This is a genomic window from Aliivibrio salmonicida LFI1238, from assembly GCF_000196495.1.
Lineage (GTDB): Bacteria > Pseudomonadota > Gammaproteobacteria > Enterobacterales > Vibrionaceae > Aliivibrio > Aliivibrio salmonicida.
This window is the reverse complement of sequence record NC_011313.1, coordinates 476635-496854: the sequence shown is the minus strand read 5'-3', so window position 1 is coordinate 496854 and position 20220 is coordinate 476635. Positions and strand designations below refer to the sequence as shown.

Below are 20220 nucleotides of genomic sequence, written 5' to 3'. Positions count from 1 at the left end.
ATCTCTTAATACAAAAGTGTATGTAAGATGATTAACTCAGGGCGCGGATAATGCCCTAATACTGCAAGAATTACCAGAAAAAATTGAGCAAGTTCACAAATTTAACTCTCTTTTCTTCGTTTAGGCAGTTTTTTGTACGCTAAACACTCTTTTTTATACATTTCAACCAAGTTTTCTAGTAATCAATTAAGTGCGATAGTAAAGTTAGCTCGTTATTTCTCTAACTATATTATGAAGGCTCATGTTTCAAGATAACCCATTACTTGCGCAATTGAAGCAGCAAATACAAGAAAAATTGCCTAAAAAAGAAGGCACAATTAAAGCAACCGACCGTGGTTTTGGCTTCTTAGAATCAGATGACAAGAAAAAAAGCGTCTTTATTCCACCAGCACAAATGAAAAAAGTGATGCATGGTGACAGAGTCATTGCTCTTATTCGTACTGAAAATGACAAAGACCAAGCAGAACCAGATCAACTTGTTGAACAATCAGTTACTCGATTTATTGGCCGCATTCAGATGTTTAAAAAACGTCTACAGGTAATGCCTGATCACCCTAGCCTAAAAAATGCAATAAAAGCAAAAACACGTAAAGGTGTAAATCCAGAAACCTTAAACGAAGGTGATTGGGTTGTTGCTGAGTTAACACAGCACCCATTAAAAGGAGATGACGGCTTTCTATGTGACATCACCCATAAGATCACTGACACCGATGACAAAATCGCGCCTTGGTGGGTAACTCTTGCTCAAAATGATTTACCAAATTCAGAACCTAAAGGCATTGAACATTGGGAAATTAAAGACGACGCTGATTTAGTTCGTGTCGATATGACCGAAACACCATTTGTAACCATTGATGGTTCATCAACCAAAGACATGGATGATGCCCTTTATATTAAGAAACAAGACAACGGTTCTTTTGAACTGACTATTGCGATTGCCGATCCTACCGCTTATATCACTCCAGATGATGAGATGGATAAAGTGGCACGTCAGCGTGGTTATACTATTTATCTTCCTGGTCGCAATATACCAATGCTACCAAGAGATCTAAGTGATGAGTTATGTTCATTAATCGAAAATGAACAACGCCCTGCGATTTGTTGTACCGTGATTGTTGATGCAGAAGGCACCATTCAAGAATACACCATTAACTTCTACGCCGCGACGATTAAATCTCACGCACGCTTGTCTTACGATAATGTGTCTGATTTCCTTGAAACAGGCCATTGTGAAACTTGGGCACCAAGTGAAATCATCGCTCAAGTAGTTACTGAACTGCATGAATTTGCACAAGCTCGTACTACATGGCGTCAAACGCATGCTGTTATCTTTCCTGATCGCCCAGATTATCGCTTTGAATTAAGTGAAGACAATGATGTTGTTGCGATTCATGCCGATACGCGTCGCTGCGCGAATAAGCTAGTAGAAGAAGCAATGGTTACTGCGAACATCTGTGCAGGTAAAACATTACGTAATACCTTTAACATGGGCGTATTTAACTCACATGCTGGTATTAAACTCGATAAGTTTAAAGACGTTGTTGAGATTGTAAACCAATTAGAAGGCGTTGAATTTACTGAAGAGCAAATAGCAACACTGGAAGGTTTCAGTGAACTACGCCGTCTTTTAGGTAGCCAACCGACGTCTTACCTTGATGCACGTATTCGTAAATACCAAACTTACAGCGAGACGGGTAACGAACCCCTTCCTCATTATGCAATGGGTCTTGATATCTACGCGACGTGGACATCACCAATTCGTAAATACAGCGATATGATTAACCATCGCATGCTTAAGGCTCATATCTTAGGAAAAGAACCCGTACAGCGCCCTGATGATATCGTCGGTGAAGAATTGGCCCTAAGCCGTCGTTACCATCGAATGGCTGAACGTAATGTGAGTGATTGGCTATATTGCCGAACATTGGCATGTGAAGTTGAAAAAGAGACGCAGTATACGGCTGAAATTTTTGATATTAATCGTGCAGGTATGCGTGTTCGTTTAATTGAAAATGGTGCCGCCGCTTTCATTCCCGGTTCGTTAATTGTTGATAACAAAGAACGCATTGAATGTAATGGCGATCAAGGAACGGTTTCAATCGATAAACATGAAACCTTTAAGCTTGGTGATCAACTTCAAGTTACCTTAGCTGAAGTAAAAGAAGAGACTCGTAATATAGTTGCAAAACCAGTGCAAGCCTTCCCTGCTCCTGTTGTTGAAGAAACAGAAATAGAAACAGAAAATCCTAGCGCTTAATTACCATTAAATAACAAAAGGCTCATACAATACAGTTCATGTAACTGTTTACCCATTGTATGAGCTTTTTTATTACTCTATTTTCAACGAACCAGAAAATGGAACTTCTTCATCTTCTAAATCAAAACGATCTTTTGCTGTATAAACCGCAATATTATCAATTTCATCCTGACGCTCTCGCCTATCCTCTGCTACCATCTTCTCTGCGTTTTCAACAGCAGCGATAACCATACAGTAATATTGTCCTAATTTTTTCTCAGGTGTGGCCGCTAACATATCTAAGCTATAACGAATATAAAGTGTAGGCAGTTGATTTAGCGCAATACATTTCATGTCTGTTATTTGATCAAGCGTATAAGAGTGGTAAAAATCGAGTTCAATGAAACGTTTTCCAACCAGTACTTCCATATAATTATGAATGTTTGATTCCATACGAATACCTTATTGTTATTAAATACGTAATGTTACGTAGTAAGCGTATTAATAAAGTCTTGTTATTGATAGAATAGGAAAATTGTCCTACCAATTCAGTGACATGCCTTTACTTTTTTAGATTTATTAGGAACAGATAAAAACAATGTCTTCTAGCCTTCTGAGTCACCCTTTGTTTAAGTTACTTTTACCTATAATTTTGGTCGTTTCTGCGATTACAGGAATGAGTGGTATCATTCAACTTTCAGCTGAAAACAAAGGCTTCTCATACATATTGCCATACATTGTATTATCAATTGTATTGCTTTTAAGCCAACCATTTAACCAAGGTCGAATTGGAATGATTGCCATCAGTATGGCGATGGCTTATTGGATCATCCAAGAAAGACTGCAAGTACCTTTATCTTTTGGTACGACTCGTATTGAATTTACGCTAACCGCCTTTCTTTTACCGATTACAATGATGGCGACGTTCATTTTTCCTGAGCGTAGAATTTTCTCAAAATATGGTGCAGGTTACCTATCTGTTCTTTTATTCATGTTCATTTGGTGTTGGATCATCGTGACGCATTTCTCAGAAAATGACATGACGGAGATTTGGGAAACCTACCTACTCAACATCCCTGAAATATCACCACTTCCTATTATCATCGTACTTTATAGCTTAGTGATGTGTGGCCTTTCTGCTATTTTTGTTTTGACTCGCAGTAACAATACCGATCTCGCGTCATACACTTGCTTACTTTACTCTTCGTTAACTTTTTCACTATTTAGCGTTGACTTTATTTCTAGCACGATGTTCTCTATCGCTGGTCTACTTCTTCTTTTATACATTATTTCAGCGAGCCACGAACTTGCCTTTATTGATCAACTTACCAGTATTCCTGGGCGTCGCGCCTTAGAATCTGAAATGAAGCATCTTGGTCGACGTTATACCATTGCTATGTTAGATATTGACCATTTTAAAAAATTCAATGACAACTACGGACATGACACAGGCGATGATGTACTTAAACTGGTTGCCAGTATTATGGCTCAAACAGGGGGTAATGCTAAAGTATATCGCTATGGTGGTGAAGAGTTTACCGTTCTATTTAAAGGTAAGACCGTAGAGGAGAGCCTTGAATACCTTGAAGAATTACGTGAAGATATTGCCGATTACGATTTAATTATTCGAGACACGTCAACTCGACCTAAAGATAAAAAAGAAGGTCAAGCGAAACGTGGGAAAGCCAATAAAACCAAAGTAGTCAACGTGACGATTAGTATTGGTGTTGCCGACAATACCGAATATAAAAAACCTCAAGAAGTCATAAAAGCATCAGATAAGGCTCTTTATCGTGCTAAAGATGGTGGCCGAAACTGCGTTAGTTTATAGAACTATTATCTACCCCCTCATCTGTATAAAACGTAACCGATAACTATTTAGTTATCGGTTTTTTTTGTTTCTATCTCTCTTTAATCTACTTAGTTTAGGATTCTACCTTGCGTATTTAATCAAGCAATGCGACACTCAAGTTGTTAAAAAGTAACTATTTTGTTACTCATTGGATTGTAAATAACGACAAGGATAAGTTTATGTTTTTAGATTATTTTGCCCTCGGCTTACTCGTATTTGTAGCGCTAGTTATCTTCTATGGAATTATTGTTATCCATGATATTCCTTATGAAATAGCACACAAGCGTGACCATCCTCATTCAGATGCTATCCATATTGCCGGATGGGTCAGTTTATTTACTCTTCACGTTTTATGGCCATTCCTTTGGATCTGGGCAACGCTATGGAGAGAAGATCGTGGTTGGGGGTTTCATAAGATTGAAAATAATCAGTTAGAACTGCAAACACGCGTTAATCATTTAAACGATCAAGTTGAGTTACTGACAGAGAAACTGTCTCAAATAGAAATCAACCAAGTGAATCAACCGCCTCAAACACCCTCTAAAGAGGAGCAAATATAATGGATTTATTGCTGATTCTTACGTATACCGCCTTATGTATCGCGGTTTTTAAAATATTTAATATCCCTTTAAATAAATGGACCGTACCAACGGCAGGTTTAGGTGGCGTGGTTCTTGTTGGTACACTTGTTCTTTTAATGAACTATAACCACCCATTCACTCAATTTGGTGGACAGTTTTATGTCACGACTCCAATAGTGCCAAGTGTGAAAGGCAAAGTTATTGAAGTTAATGTAGAGGCAAACCAAGCTCTAAAAGAAGGTGATGTTCTTTTCAAAATAGATCCAATCCCGTTTAAAGCAGAAGTTGTCCGTAAACAAGCCGCATTAAATGAAGCACAACAAGGGGCTTTACAACTAGAGTCCATTTATAAATCAGCTCAAGCGAATACAATCAAAGCAACTGCTGACAAAGATAAAGCCTATCGTGAATTTAAACGTTATGAAAAAGGTTATAAAAAAGGTGCATTTACAGCCCAACAACTGGATACTCGCAAGCAGAACTATAAAGCAGCGCAAGCAACCGTTGAGTCAGTTCAAGCACAAGAACAACAAGCAAAATTAGCGTTAGAGTCTCAAATTAATGGCGAAAATACGACAGTTGCTCGTATGCGAGCAGAACTAGAACAAGCGCAATTCAATCTTGATGAAACAATAGTAAAAGCGCCTACTGATGGTTACGTAACTCAAATGGCATTACGTCCAGGTATGATGGCCGTTCCCCTGCCTTTACGCCCGGTAATGACTTTTATTCATACTGAAGCTCAATACTATGTCGGTGCATTCCGTCAAAATTCTTTACAGCGCTTACAAGCGGGCTTTAAAGCTGAATTTTTATTCCGCGCAATACCCGGTCGAGTATTCCAAGGAGAAGTCGTCGAAGTCATTCCAGCCATTGGGGAAGGACAAATCCAAGCGTCTGGCTCATTACTTGGTACGAATGCAATTCAAACAAATGGACGTGCATTAGTTAAATTAAAATTAACGGAAGACGTGTCAGAATTCCATCTTCCTGTCGGTGCTAATGCTGAAATATCTGTTTATTCCGATAGTTTTGAACATGTGTCTATTATGCGTAAGGTATTAATCCGTATGAAGTCTTGGCAAAATTATTTGTACCTTGACCACTAAACAACCAGAAAAATGAATCAATTCACAGCACCTTAAGACACTGTTTTAAGGTGCTTTTTTGAATGTCAAATCCAATAAATAAATATATGTTTTTTTTCTCAACTCTGATATTATTCTTCGCGAAAAAAGCTGTTGCGCAAATGTTAACAGCGCTTAGGTAGCCTCCGATTGGAGCTATCATATATATTATGTGAGGACACATGAGTACTACGGATAAGTACAGTATTGACAGTACTGATTATGAAGTTGGGCAAGACAATATTCAAAAATGGGGTTTTGATATACATAACCAAGTTTTTGGTATTAGCGCTGGCGCAATTATTTTATTTCTTACTGTTCTTCTGGTTATGGACCCAACAGAAGCAAAATCCATTCTTGACGGCGTAAAATTAAGCATCATAAATAACTTTGATGGTCTATTTATGTGGTCTAGTAATATCTTCCTTGTTTTCAGTTTACTTCTAATTATCTCTCCTTTTGGTAAGATCCGTCTTGGTGGCGATAACGCAAAACCAGAACATTCCACTATTTCATGGATGGCAATGCTATTTGCTGCTGGCATGGGTATTGGGTTAATGTTTTATGGTGTTGCTGAACCTGTCGCTTACTTTACTGATTGGTATGGTACACCGCTAGCGGTTGAACCATTGACAGAAGAAGCAAGAAAATTAGCATTAGGTGCAACGATGTACCACTGGGGTATTCACCCTTGGGCTATTTACGGTATTGTTGCTCTTTCTTTAGCTTTCTTTACGTTTAACAAAGGCTTACCACTATCTATGCGTTCTGTTTTTTATCCTATTTTAGGTGACAGAACATGGGGTTGGTTTGGTCATATCATTGATATTTTGACCGTATTAGCGACGTTGTTTGGCCTGGCAACCTCTCTTGGTTTAGGTGCACAACAAGCCGCTGGTGGTATCAACCATGTATTTGGCACCAACGGTGGCGTCAATATGCAAATTGGTGTCATCATCTTTGTTACCATGCTTGCAATGATCTCGGTTATTCGTGGGATTGATGGCGGTGTAAAACTGCTTAGTAATGTAAATATGCTTGTTGCTCTTGCCTTACTTATTTTCATCATCATCATCGGATTTTCTGATGTAATGGCAGCAATACCATTAACGGTTATGGGCTACATTGAAAATATCATCCCTCTAAGTAATCCACACGGTCGCCCTGATGAAGGTTGGATGCACGGCTGGACCGTATTCTACTGGGCATGGTGGATTTCATGGTCTCCGTTTGTAGGTATGTTCATTGCACGTGTTTCTAAAGGTCGTACTGTTCGTCAATTCTTGATTTCAGTAATGCTAATTCCAACAGCCGCAACCGCATTATGGATGTCAGCTTTTGGTGGTATAGCAATGGAACAAGTCACAAATAAAGTCGGTGAGCTTGGTGAGAATGGTCTACAAGACATAACCATGGCATTATTTAATATGTATGATGCATTGCCAATGAGTACAGCTCTTTCTGTGATTTCAATCATCCTAATCATGGTGTTCTTTGTAACATCATCAGATTCAGGTTCATTGGTTATCGACAGTATTACCGCTGGTGGTAAAGTTGATGCGCCAGTACCACAACGCATTTTCTGGGCAATCGTTCAAGGTTCTATCGCTGCCGTATTATTATGGGTTGGTGGTACTGAAGCGATGCAAGCACTGCAAGCAGGTACTGTTTCTACGGCACTGCCATTCACCTTTATCTTACTTCTAATGTGTGTAAGTTTAGTGAAAGGGTTTAGTACTGAGAAATACGGTACGGTTCCAAAAACAAGTAAAGCTTAATATCTTTTAAGATAAAAAAAGCCCCGATACGCATTAGCTATCGGGGCTTTTTTATTCAAGTAATAGAAAGATTACGGGTTTGTAGAAAGCTCTTTATCGTCTTTTTCTTTAGCAAAATCAGCAATACGTTGAAAATCACTCGGTGTCCAATAAGGTTTACTTTGTAATGATTCAGGTAATGCTACGAACACATTGTCATTTTGATTCGGCATAAGCTTAAACGTTACAAGTCCTTCGTGTTCGGTTGCTAAGCTTTCTTCCATTCCATTTTTAAACCCATTAGGACGAAGATCCGTGCCTAAATGATATTCTCTATGAATAACTACCCACTTATTTGGCAGACGTTTATCGCTATCCCACCATACACCATCCATACTTTCAATTTCTGCTTTTGACTCTTCTTTCGACCCGACTTTCAATTCAATAAACTTATCATGAATCGCTTGTGTCATCGCTTTTGAAAAATCATTTTTATCTAGATTTGGATTATTAGAAATGACCGCACTCGCTAATCTTGCCCCAAGCATATTTGAATACAAATCTTCTGGCGAAAAAGCGGATGCGTATTCTTTAAAACCACCAACCGATTCCATACCAAACCATTGAGCAATTTCATGCCATTGCGCTAAACGATAAGCGGTTAATGCGGCGACTTCAATACTGATAGATTTTCGTTGTGCTTGCGAATACGATTCCGTTGAAGCGTTCATTTGTACTATTCGATCTTTTAATTCAGGAGAGAGAGCAATACTGTAGTTTTCACCTAAATGCGCACTGATTTCGGTATAGAGAAAATAGGCAAAATCGGCAGTATCACGAATATGAGCTGAATCTAAAAAACCGCCTTTTTCTGAATAAAAAATGCCGTTACTCTCGTCCCCGAATCCCATTAAGCTACTCGCAACACTTTGGCTTCCATCATTATAAATATGATCACCTAACTCGCTGATGTTCAGTACGTTTTCAACAGAAACAAAAGGAACGGGGATCCCTCCGACTTCGGTTTGTAAATTAGTACCAAACGCACAACAAGGCCTAACGCCGACAGGAGCTTCAGCAAAGACTGAAAATGAACTCCCCAAAAAAAGGAAACTCGCAATCATAGCGACTGTTTTACTATTCATAGGATTACTCTCTAAAATGCTTCATTAATTTGAAAATAAATGGCTTGGCTGTTTTTCCCTAGACCATAATCCAATCGGACATTAACTCGAGGTTTAAACGCAAATCGATACCCTACCCCATAAGTAGGTAACCATTTAGAATCAAACAACGCATTAAAAGAATCACCAACATTACCACCACCGATCCACGCAACCATTCCGTGTCTTTGTGTCAATTGATGACGAAACTCGATCTGTCCAGACAATTGCGTATTGTCGCGATATTGACCAGAATAATAACCACGCATACGCTTATCGCTGCCTAAGCTAGAAAGCGCAAACCAAGGTGCATCCCCTTCAACATCTTCACCAAAAACTTCCCAAGCAATAATAGTCGCATCTGATAACGCATAATATTGCCGATAGTTAATCGTTATTTTATCGAAATTAAAATCAGATCCAAACTCTTCTCGATACGCATTCCAATTGACACTAAATAGCATGCCTTTTTGAGCATTTAGTTCAAAATCTCGGCTGTCATATTCAAGACTGAGTGTTGAGGCGCTTAAAAAACGATCAGCAAGATCATCACTTGGCAATAAGTCTGTATCAGCCGATTGTTTACGATGACTGTCCATATCAAGGCCAATTAATACATAAGTATTCGGTAAAAATTGATACGCTACTTTCGGTGAAAACCCTAAAATCTGAGCTTCTACTAACGTTTTATTACTGTCTGTTTCTGCGGCAGTTCGACCAACACCCCAGTAGTACTCAGGGGTATGGCTTGCTTTCGCTTCCACAAGTAATCGCAAATCATCATTATCAAAATACGTACGATTATTCACACCAACACCATAAGAGCCAGAGCTAGACCCATAGCCGGTAATATTAATGGTTGATAATGGCGTCCCTTCTGTAGGTGCTGTCGGAGAATAAAGACCAACCGCTGCGATACCGATACCAAAGCCTTGCTCAGGATTTGCAAAAGGACCGGGTAATACAGCCCAATCAATCCCTTTACTGACATCGATGGTCTCAGATGATCCTAATTCTTCAAGAAAAGTATCGACCCAACCTTCAGGTTTTTGTTTTGCTGAGATCGAAAAAGTACATGCGCTAAAAATAACGACAGTGAGGAATCCTATCAATCTCATGATTTAAAATCGCATATCAACAGTTAAGAAAAGGCTTTTTCGTTTGCCTAAACCGGCTTCACCTAATAGGTATAATCCATCGTCCAATTTATATTGCATACCTAATAACGTATTCCATGGGGTCACTAAATGTTACTCAACATTAAAGCGGCCATTATCGACTTTACCCACAAGATTACCCAAACTGCCCGTTAATCCAATGTCAGTTAAGTTACCTGATAATGATTGTTCAACCTCTTGATACATCGCACCAACCCAAAAACGCAATGGCGTCCCCATGCGAGTAAAGTCATATCCGATACGAGGAGAAATAACGACAGAAGTGATAGAGCCATCAATAACGTTTAGTGCGGTTTCTGTATAACTCGCATCAACTAACGTAAAAATATCTTTATATCCACCAGCAAGAACAAAACCAGCACCATAAAGCGTGCCGTTCAAATCCAGACGAAATGGCATATTTCCTGATAATTTCTCAGACCCTAGCACTTTTACATGAATCGTCGTCTCAGAATAACCTTTAAGTTGTCCAACAATCGCGTATAAATTAAGAAAAGGGAAAAGCCAAACATCACCACGTAATGTTAATACTTCACTCTCCTGCTTGCCATTTCCTACGGCTTCTATATCAACCAAATTACTTAGCGCATGTGGCGGCTTCCACGGAAAAAGAGCCGGAATAGTCCCCTCAAAACCAACACTATCTACTGAGATGTCTTGAGTTTGTTTCATGTAACTAACGTTCAGCCCAAAAGCTTCAGGTAAAGTGTACCCACGAGCTTCCGCCTCCTCTTTCCAAATAGGTAAAGTAAAAGACTCAGCAAATAAATGAGAGGATATAAATAAAGATGATAAGCAAAGTGCTTTTGCAACTCTTTGCAGCATAACGACTCCAACAAAACTGAAGAAAAATGGTCCACAAATGGTTTCAGTTTTCGAGAAATCATACGCTCAGTTTTTTCTCAATCAATACAATTTTACACTGTTTTACATACAAAATTAATGTGCTTCATACTTAAGAATTAATGACTTATATTTGAACATAATCACACTATTAAAGATCAAGTAAAACAAATAAGATAAAAATAAACCACATATAATATTCAAATATAAAACAACCACATTACAAACAAAAAAATACCCAATATCATTTCATTCATGAATATTGGGTATTTGATTTATATATTATGTTTTCTTATTTCTTGAATTTACCGCGATTAGCATGAACGTTTGTTTTTGCTTTCATTTTTCTTTTATCTGAAGAACGACCACGACTTTGTCTCGGTTGATTCTCTTTTTTCGGTGCATTAGGATCTGGTTCGTAACCCTTTAACCATTCTTGAGGTAAACGCGTATCTAATAATGTTTCAATCGCTTTTAATAAGTAATCTTCATCTGCACTCATTAATGAAACGGCTTTACCAGTATGCCCAGCTCTGCCTGTACGACCAATTCGATGAACATAATCTTCTGCTTTAAATGGTAATTCGTAGTTAATTACGCATTCAAGTTGTTCAATATCCAAGCCTCGAGCAGCAACGTCAGTCGCAATTAATGCACGAATTTTACCCGTTTTAAACTCTTCTAATGCTCGAATACGAGCGCCTTGGCTTTTATCACCATTAATAGAAGCCGCTTTAATGCCATCCAACTTAAGCTCTTTTACTAAATCATCAGAACCTTGCTTGGTTTTTGTAAAGACTAAAACTTGCTTCCAGTTACGAGAGCCAATCAAATACGCAAGCAATTCGCTTTTACGATGCTTATCGACAGGATAAACCATTTGCTCAACAGTATCTGCAGTGCTATTTGAAGGGGTCACTTGAACCACTTTTGGATTATCAAGAATACGGTAAGCAATCTCTTTAATCTTATCGCCAAACGTAGCAGAGAAAAATAACGTCTGATGCTTGCTTGCCATTTTTCGTAAAATACGTTGAATGTCAGGCATAAAGCCCATATCAAGCATTCTATCTGCTTCATCTAAAACAAGGTATTCAGCTTGATTTAACGTTATATTGTTTAAGTGTAAGTGATCAAGTAATCGCCCTGGTGTAGCAACTAAGATGTCTGCACCACCAATAAGGTTTTCTGTTTGTATTTTGACACTTGTGCCGCCATACGCTACAACACACTTAAGATCGGTATTTTTAGTATACGTCACCAAACTATCGAACACTTGTTGAGCCAACTCTCTTGTTGGCGTCAAGATTAACGTACGAATAACTTTAGAATTAGCAATTCGTGGACTTGGGCTTTCAATCAACCGTTGAATTAATGGTAAACCAAAGGCCGCCGTTTTACCTGTACCCGTTTGTGCCCCTGCAAGTACATCATGTCCTTTTAATACGAGTGGGATAGCTTGCTGTTGTACAGGAGTTGCCTCTGTAAAACCCAATTCTGAAACAATGTTAACGAGCTCGGTAGTTAACCCTAATGAAGCAAATGACATGATGAACCTTTACATAGACAATAATTTGGGCTGATTGTAACAAAACTAATATCAATCATACTAATTAAATCATTAGCTATAGATACTTAGTAATATCGACAGTATCTAACTGCGCTTCTGGTAGGTATGTTTTCGCATACTCAATATAAAGACCACTTTCAATAAAGAGCTTAAATACATCTTCATCAATATATTCATCGACAACCATCTGATGCATGATCTCAATAGCGACACTCACTGGTTTTGCTTTTTTATAAGGCCTATCAGATGCGGTAAGGGCTTCAAAAATATCAGCTAATACTAATATTCGCTCTGGAACAGACACGTCTTTAGCACTTAATTTTCTTGGGTAACCCGTTCCTTTTAGGGTTTCATGATGAGTTGAAGCATATCTTGGAACTCGAGCTAGTTTAGGTGGGAATGGTAAGCTCTCTAGCATCTTGATTGTACTTATCATATGTTCATTAATTTTAAAGCGATCTTCTGGCGTTAACGTTCCACGCTCAATGCATAAATTATATATTTCCCCCAAATTATACTGTAATTCAGGGACCTCCATTTTTATTCCAAATTCTGGGTTTATTTCAAACGAACGGATACGGGTAATTTGATGATATGGTTTATCACTAAGTAATTGCTCTTTTATAGGCAGTGTTACCGTGCTTTTATCTATTGCTAGCTCTTCGGCTGGTGATAAGCCTAGGGTGTCATCAAAAAAACGTAACCATTCTTTTTTCGAAATTAGATGGATCTTATCTTGAGCCTCTTCACTCATGAATTCTTGACCAACATTACAAGTGGCAACAAATTCAAATTCTTTTCTTAATTCTTTCTGTGTTAACTCTTTTTGTTTTCTTAGTTCTAATTCATTATTTGGCGTTTCTTGAACCGCCTTATAATATTCAATTTCAGCATCACGCCATAACACTTCAAATCTCATGCGAATTTCATGAATTCGATTATAATTGGCTTCTAGTTTTGTTCCTTTATCAATAATATGTTCTGGTGTGGTTATCTTCCCACAATCATGAAGCCAAGCCGCAATTCTGAACTCTCTACGTTCATCCTCATTGAGAAATACAAAGTCTTTTAAGATGCCTCGTTTTGACGTTTCAGCCGCTTTTGCTAACATCATTCCTAATATTGGCACTCGATTACAATGCCCTGCCGTATATGGCGATTTATCATCTATCGCTTGGGCAATCAATTGAATAAAAGACTCTACGAACTCTTCTTGATTTTTTTCATGTTGGATAAGCTCTTTAACCATATCATCAACTGAGACGGATAAATCCCATACTTCTTTTATATAGCTATCCACTTTTAGTACCTGATCATAATTACCATTTTTTATTTGTATGGTTTCTTTTTGCAATAATCGAATCGGTTTAACAACTGGTCCACTTAAAAACCACGCAAAGGGAATAAATAGCACCATCACAATCATCGTTAGTAAAATTGAGGCATAAAGTTTTTCGTTCACTTCTGAATAAATAAGTTCATTAGGAATAACGACCCCAAAATATTCATTTTCATTAATGGCGCTGACATAGAAATATTTCATCACGCCATTGAGGTCTTTTTGTATCAACTGGCCTTGTAGCCCTTCACTGTTAGCTAACGTAACTAATTCTGGGTAAGGCACCAGAAGATCTCTTTCTTGATCTTTCACTGTCAAATGGTAACTGCCATTCCATTTGTCTTCTAACATTGAACGCTGAGCTAAAGAAATATTTTGGATAGCACGATTAATTAAATTTATAACCGCCTGATCTTCTTTCTTCATTGTAAAAAAGAATTTCAAGCTGCCATTCCAACCTAAAATACTCACATTCTGATGAAAAGTTAAATCACTGAATACATATTGTTCACTGGCGGCACCCAAGGTAAGCGTCGTACCAATAACAGCATCGGTTCGACCCGATACGACGGAGCTCAACGCCTCTTTAATCGTATCAAATATCACGATATCAACTCGCGGGTAACCTTGTTTTAATTTAGGGATCACTGACCAATCTTTAACAACCGCGAGTGCTTTATCATTTAACTGATCAAGTCTTTCTATTTTTATGTCCGTTTGCTTAGTCACAATACTAATCGGCAGTTGGTACATAGGTTCACTGTAACGTTCAAATTTTAAATTATTGTCTATTTTTAATATCGAATGTAATAGGTCTATTTCTCCCTTTTGATATTCTTCAACTAATTCATTCCAAGAAAAACCATTAATAAATTTGAATTTTAGCCCTGTCATTTCAGAAACAATTTCTAATAACTCGATGGCATAACCTTCAGGTTTACCTGCGACAGCATAGTCAATTGGAAGCCAATCCATTTGGTTTGATACTTTCAATTTACCGCGTTTTTGAACTAATGCTTTCTCTTCTTCCGTTAACTTTAGAGGAACCGACTCAATGTCTGCTTTTTTGAATGAATGATTCCAATTTGAAGCGATTACTTCACCCGAATCTTTATAGATAAACCCTTCTTGATTACTCTCAAGAGCACTACCAAGAGAAGATGACACTAAAGCATCCGACATCGATGAAAGAACAATATCAATGCCAATCACTTTGTCGGTGTTTTCCACCTTAATTGAATACGTTTGCCCAGTGATTTGAAGATATTGAAAGAAATAAGGGTTAGTTTTATAAGATACATTTTCTTGAGCTTGTAAAAACCAAGGTCTTTGTGAAGGGTAATAAGTAGTGGCTGCTGTTGTTTTGTCTCTTAATACAAAATCGTCAGAGTAATAAGAAAATGTTTTAATCCGTTGAGATCCGTCTCCTTTGGCCTGAACGAGCACCCATCGATCATTTTTATCCGCATTCAATTTTTCTCTAATAATTAATGACGCATCCAAATTAATCACTTGAAAAAAATCATCGTTATCAGAAGCAATATAAATACTATAAAAGATAGGATTATTTGATAATACTTCAGTAAATATTTTTTTAATGTCCTCTTCTCTTCTTTGATAATGAGGGGAGCTGCCAATCTTTGCTAGAATTTTACCTACGTTTGAAGCCCCGGTATCCAGAAAACGGATGTGCGTATTTACCATCGTAGACATTGATGAATACGTTGTTAATGCATTCTCTGTGGCGAGTTGCTTACTAAAATAATACTGAAACCCAATCGCTATTGATGCCGTAAATAAAGTAGCAAATACAAACAACCCCCCAAGTGCCAGTTTGATTGATATTTTTCTGTGTGTGAAACATCCTTTTCTCACCACCATTTCTAATCCTCTTTACCTACTGCACAAATAAAAACACTCACTTAATCTTAGTATAGTTAAAATAAAAAAATCCAACGTACTTTGAAATACGCTGGATCTAAGATTCTAGAGTAATAGTGTGTTAACAACCATTATAGGTAGTAACGAGCACCTAACATCCACTTGTTGTCTTCTGTCTCATTATAATCATTACCAAGATCTAATTGATAACCAGTAAAGCCTACAAATTTATCAGTAAAGTTGTATTCCGCTTGAATAGCCGTAGTGCTATATACTGTTTTACTTGCGTCATTATCAACGACTGATTCATAATTTAAGCTAAGGTTTAAACTGTTATCTAAAGCGTAAGCAACCAAAGCTTCGTATGCTGAACCATCTTCAATCAAGATACCATTAGCATCACTGTTCATATTCTCATTCATTGCATATACACCAGCAACATATAAGCCTGAACCATATTGACCATAAGTGGCACTCAATATATGAGACTCAGATGTTTCTGATTTCAAACCGTAATCTACATCGCCTGTGTTGTATGCATAGTTTGCAGAGAAACCAGCAACATTATAATTCAATGCGATTTGAGCACGGTTACCGTAATCGTTCTCAACAATTGAATTGTCAGGCGTATCTGTTTTACGTCCCTGCCAACCAGCAGCCAATGCTAATTTACCTGCATCACCCAATTCAAACGCTTTTCCATAGCTCAACATTTTATCTGCACGAGCCGTACCTAAGTTACCTTGGTCTTCATAAAGAAATTCGTTGGCAAATGCAATTGGTAAATCAGCAACACCACCAACACTGTAATAAGGTGACCATTGCGTACCCGCAACAGCTCGGCCAAATTCTTCATGCGTCAAACCGATGTAACCTAAACGAGTCGTGAATGCATTTTCACCACCATCTAAATAATTAAGAGCCCATTCACCTTTTGCATCAGCAACAAAACCATTACCAAGATCATGCGTTGCATTAAAATTAATACGTGGAGAGACAGAAGTTACATCAGTATTGCCTTCATCAGAACCTTCTAAAGCAACAGATACGTGACCACCAATATCAAATGTTGTGCCTTCTTCATTATAAAGTTCAACAGCCACTGCGTTAGATGATGCAGCGATAATAGCTAATGCCAATAATTTTTTATTCATTCTCAATTTCCATTTAATTATGCCCTTTGAAGACTCTCTTCATAGGGAACTGTATGACAAACAATTAAGTCACACGATAAATGCAAAGTTCAAACAATCAGAGTAAAACGTTAACAAAACACCAAAAAAATTAAAAATTTAGAACCGTTAATTGTTATTTATCAATAAGAAAAGCACAGCTAACAAATGTAGCAATATGTTTCATTTATGTTTTTTTAGTGTTTATTTTCATGACGAACAAAAATACCATGAAGGATAAATGTGCTAAATGTCTAAAAAAAACACGAACACTTCTTTATTTTAATTTAAGACTTTACAAGATTTACTCATCGCCGTATTATGCGCTCAACAACGGAGGGATGGCTGAGTGGTCGAAAGCACCGGTCTTGAAAACCGGCAACCGTTAATAGCGGTTCTAGGGTTCAAATCCCTATCCCTCCACCAATTTTCAAAATTCAGATAGAGTCTGGGTTTTAAAAAATTGGAGCGGTAGTTCAGTTGGTTAGAATACCGGCCTGTCACGCCGGGGGTCGCGGGTTCGAGTCCCGTCCGCTCCGCCAATACAACCAAGGCATTGTCGAAAGACGATGCCTTTTTTGTATCTGTCAAATCTACGTTCATAAACGGAAGTAACATAGACCTCCTCCCCTGTTATTTACCACATATAATACGTTTATTTTTCACTCATAAAACGCTAATATAAAAGTATTATTTAATGACCGAGATAATAAATGAAATCCATAGTTATCGATTCAACTTATGGCATTGTTATACATCGTAATTTTATTCCTTTGTTTGCTGATGAAAAATATGCACAGACATTTGGATTTGAATCGGTTAACGATGTAATGAATCTCAGTTCATTATTTGAAATTATTGATCCTAAGTTCCATGAACTCGCGCAACAGTCTTACAACGATGTCATGTCCGAAAAAGACCAACCAAAGGTTCGTTCATACGTCAACCAAGATACTAATGGTCGCATTTTCTCAGTTCTAACTGTTGATCATATTGTGGAGTGGGAAGGAGAGCCTGCACTACAAATTACGGTTATTGATATGTCAGCCATTGATGAAACCAATCATAAGATTTTAGAACAAGAACAAAAATACAAAGACTTAATATGGAATTCCTTACAGGGTATTGTTGTTCATCGCCACTTCAAGCCGCTTATGGTTAACCCCGCATTTGTCCGTATTATTGGTGCTAAATCTGTTGCCGAAGTCATGGCGATGGAGTCTTTTAAATTCATCATTCCTGAATATAATCAGGAACATGCATCTAATTTACACTATCAATTGATTTCTGGTGACATTGAAAATACAAACTCAGTTGTTGAAAACATACGACTTGATGGTGAGTCTCGATTTTTTCAGTTATTTGAAAGTGTTATTGATTGGGATGGAGAACTTGCCGTTCAGAGCTCTATTATCGACGTTACAGAAAAATACCATTTAGAACGTAAAATTGAATTTCAAGCCAAACACGATGACTTAACTGGATTATTAAATCGCAGAGCAATAACTGAATTTTTATTAAAAGAACAAGAAGAGCATTTACGCCCCTCTCAGACTTGTTTATTAATTGATATCGATAACTTTAAATTAATTAATGATCAATTTGGCCACAGTGCTGGTGACAGTGTTATCCAACAATTTGCAGAGCTGTGTTCAACGTTCGTCAAAGATAATGGTGTTATCGGCCGATGGGGAGGTGAAGAGTTTATTATTTTCTTCCCGCAACTCAATGTAGAGCAGGCAAATAATATTGCAGAAAAAATCAGATATGCCTGTGAAGAAGTGCATTTTATATTTAATGACATTCAACATTCAATTACGGTAAGTATTGGTATCAGCACCTGCCTTTCAACTTCATGCAGTATTGAAGCTTTAGTTCAAAACGCTGATAACAATATGTATCAAGCTAAACAACAGGGAAAAAACCAAATTGTCTTACCAAAACGGTTAAGCTAATAACGCTCAATCGCAATGCCGATTTCTTGAGAGAGGTGTTGCAGCTGTTGTTCATCATCTAATAATACGGACCATTTTAATCCACTTCCTACTGCGCTAATTACATTTGCCCCACCAATCAACGTAATGGCATCAACTTCTGCTTGTAACATTGTTTTAGATTTATTATTTAATCGCACAACCAACTCATGCTGGTTAGCAATAATGTCCCCTTCTGAAAATGACATTTTCATTTACTACAACTCATACGGAATTTATTTGTACCAAATTATAGCAAACTTGTTCCCTCCTTCTTACTTCTTTTATCTAACTCTCATTTGTTTAAATTAGTTACCTATTGCTAACGCTCTTATCTTGACTAAAATATCCACTCGAACTATTCTAGCGCACAACTGTACGCTTAAATGGAACTGTTATTATGAATAAAGGATCTAAACCACCAATTATTTGGTTGAATGTATTTATTTTTACATCAAGTCTGTTACTTGCTTTAGTTGCAACCCCTATTTATGCCTATTATAACGGCCTAGGTACTGAGCACTGGATATGGCTGCTGCTAACTTTTAGCTTTTGTAATCTTTCTATAACAGCTGGCTATCATCGTTTATGGTCTCATAAAGCTTATAATGCTCATCCTGCATTACGTTTCATTTTTGCTTTAGGGGGCGCCTTTGCCCTACAAAATAGTGCCTTACATTGGTCATCTGATCATAGAGTTCATCATCGTCATGTAGATGATAATGATAAAGACCCTTATTCAGCAAAGCGCGGATTTTGGTTTTCACATATAGGCTGGATGCTACGTCATTATAAACCAGCTAAATTTGATGATTATTCAAACTGCCGTGATTTACAAAAAGATAAAATAGTCATGTGGCAACATAATCATTATGTTCCCCTTGCTTTAGTCATGAATCTAGGTGTACCACTGCTTCTTGGTGTTATTTATGGCGACATCCTTGGCATGCTTTTAATGATAGGTGCAGTACGTTTAGTATTAAACCACCACACGACTTTTTTCATTAATTCACTCGCTCATATCTGGGGTAGCCAACCTTATACAGAGAAAAATACCGCTCGTGATAATGGTATTTTAGCGGTCCTGACTTTTGGGGAAGGTTATCATAACTACCACCACATATTCGAAAATGACTATAGAAATGGCATTTATTGGTGGCAATATGATCCAACTAAATGGTTAATTAAAAGCTGCTCTTGGTTAGGATTAACAAGCAAACTTCGCATTAGCCCTCAAGCTAAAGTAGAAAAAGCACAAGCGTTAATGTTACGAAAAAAAGCAGAAGATAAAATTGCAAAGCTTCATAATTATCATGCCGTAAAAGAGCATTTAGAGGCCGAGTACGAAGCCCTGATTGAACGCATGTCTGAATACTATGATTCAAAAAAGCAATTACTTGAACATAAGAAAAATGCATTATCAAAACAATATGAAATCGCGGTTCTAAACGTTCAACATAAGCAAATTAAAATGCAGTTTGAACAACAGAAAAAAGCATGGAACCGCCTAGTGCTTCAATATGTTTAATTGATAGAAACAAAAAAGGA

The 20220-nt window shown here is 37.6% G+C and carries 14 protein-coding genes, 2 tRNA genes and 1 pseudogene; 9 read left to right on the top strand and 8 right to left on the bottom strand.

All coding sequences use genetic code 11. From position 1 onward, the window contains the following. Positions 1-241 precede the first annotated feature (241 nt). Positions 242-2257 (top strand): exoribonuclease II, encoded by a 2016-nt coding sequence (locus VSAL_RS18385; protein WP_012551780.1) that lies wholly within the window; start codon positions 242-244, stop codon positions 2255-2257. A gap of 72 nt (positions 2258-2329) precedes the next feature. Here the strand turns inward: VSAL_RS18385 and VSAL_RS18380 are convergent, their stop codons facing one another. After that, a complete protein-coding gene (locus tag VSAL_RS18380) occupies positions 2330-2689 on the bottom strand; it encodes a late competence development ComFB family protein (protein ID WP_012551779.1) in 360 nt (119 codons plus the stop codon). A gap of 145 nt (positions 2690-2834) precedes the next feature. Here VSAL_RS18380 and VSAL_RS18375 point away from each other — a divergent pair, with 145 nt between their 5' ends. The 4 genes from VSAL_RS18375 (at position 2835) to VSAL_RS18355 (ending at position 7574) form a co-directional block, all read left to right on the top strand. After that, the gene (locus VSAL_RS18375; RefSeq protein WP_012551778.1) at positions 2835-4067 is read left to right on the top strand and encodes a GGDEF domain-containing protein; all 1233 of its coding nucleotides are present in this window, start codon (positions 2835-2837) and stop codon (positions 4065-4067) included. A 200-nt stretch (positions 4068-4267) separates the two neighbouring features. After that, on the top strand, positions 4268-4648 hold the full coding sequence (locus VSAL_RS18370) for a DUF3302 domain-containing protein (RefSeq protein WP_012551777.1): 381 nt from the start codon (positions 4268-4270) through the stop codon (positions 4646-4648). Continuing rightward, positions 4648-5778, top strand: coding sequence for an HlyD family secretion protein (locus tag VSAL_RS18365; protein ID WP_012551776.1), 1131 nt, complete (start codon positions 4648-4650; stop codon positions 5776-5778). The genes VSAL_RS18370 and VSAL_RS18365 overlap by 1 nt, the downstream gene beginning before the upstream one ends. 200 nt (positions 5779-5978) lie before the next feature. Beyond that, positions 5979-7574: a BCCT family transporter gene (locus tag VSAL_RS18355; protein WP_012551775.1), complete on the top strand. Its 1596-nt coding sequence runs from the start codon at positions 5979-5981 to the stop codon at positions 7572-7574. A 71-nt stretch (positions 7575-7645) separates the two neighbouring features. Here VSAL_RS18355 and VSAL_RS18350 read toward each other — a convergent pair whose 3' ends face one another. From VSAL_RS18350 to VSAL_RS18325, 6 genes and pseudogenes are all read right to left on the bottom strand, one after another. Beyond that, on the bottom strand, positions 7646-8698 hold the full coding sequence (locus tag VSAL_RS18350) for a DUF4056 domain-containing protein (protein ID WP_012551774.1): 1053 nt from the start codon (positions 8696-8698) through the stop codon (positions 7646-7648). An 11-nt stretch (positions 8699-8709) separates the two neighbouring features. Continuing rightward, the gene (locus VSAL_RS18345; RefSeq protein ID WP_012551773.1) at positions 8710-9834 is read right to left on the bottom strand and encodes a BamA/TamA family outer membrane protein; all 1125 of its coding nucleotides are present in this window, start codon (positions 9832-9834) and stop codon (positions 8710-8712) included. A 3-nt stretch (positions 9835-9837) separates the two neighbouring features. Next, positions 9838-10719, bottom strand: a pseudogene (locus VSAL_RS18340) (TonB-dependent receptor). Between the two features lie 310 nt (positions 10720-11029). Further along, positions 11030-12286 (bottom strand): DEAD/DEAH box helicase, encoded by a 1257-nt coding sequence (locus tag VSAL_RS18335; RefSeq protein ID WP_012551772.1) that lies wholly within the window; start codon positions 12284-12286, stop codon positions 11030-11032. Between the two features lie 76 nt (positions 12287-12362). Next, a complete protein-coding gene (locus VSAL_RS18330) occupies positions 12363-15527 on the bottom strand; it encodes an HD domain-containing phosphohydrolase (RefSeq protein ID WP_012551771.1) in 3165 nt (1054 codons plus the stop codon). A gap of 131 nt (positions 15528-15658) precedes the next feature. Next, the gene (locus VSAL_RS18325; RefSeq protein WP_012551770.1) at positions 15659-16681 is read right to left on the bottom strand and encodes a porin; all 1023 of its coding nucleotides are present in this window, start codon (positions 16679-16681) and stop codon (positions 15659-15661) included. A gap of 353 nt (positions 16682-17034) precedes the next feature. Here VSAL_RS18325 and VSAL_RS18320 point away from each other — a divergent pair. The 3 genes from VSAL_RS18320 to VSAL_RS18310 all read left to right on the top strand — a co-directional run bounded on the left by VSAL_RS18320 (position 17035) and on the right by VSAL_RS18310 (position 18654). Next, positions 17035-17125 (top strand) — tRNA-Ser (locus VSAL_RS18320). Between the two features lie 39 nt (positions 17126-17164). Then, positions 17165-17241: transfer RNA gene (locus tag VSAL_RS18315), tRNA-Asp, on the top strand. Positions 17242-17412: 171 nt separating this feature from the next. Next, positions 17413-18654, top strand: coding sequence for a sensor domain-containing diguanylate cyclase (locus VSAL_RS18310; RefSeq protein WP_012551769.1), 1242 nt, complete (start codon positions 17413-17415; stop codon positions 18652-18654). Here the strand turns inward: VSAL_RS18310 and VSAL_RS18305 are convergent. Beyond that, positions 18651-18887, bottom strand: coding sequence for a DUF3389 domain-containing protein (locus tag VSAL_RS18305; protein ID WP_012551768.1), 237 nt, complete (start codon positions 18885-18887; stop codon positions 18651-18653). The genes VSAL_RS18310 and VSAL_RS18305 overlap by 4 nt on opposite strands. 185 nt (positions 18888-19072) lie before the next feature. Between VSAL_RS18305 and VSAL_RS18300 the strand changes: the two genes are divergently transcribed. Further along, the gene (locus tag VSAL_RS18300; RefSeq protein ID WP_012551767.1) at positions 19073-20200 is read left to right on the top strand and encodes an acyl-CoA desaturase; all 1128 of its coding nucleotides are present in this window, start codon (positions 19073-19075) and stop codon (positions 20198-20200) included. The last annotated feature ends 20 nt before the right edge of the window (positions 20201-20220 follow it).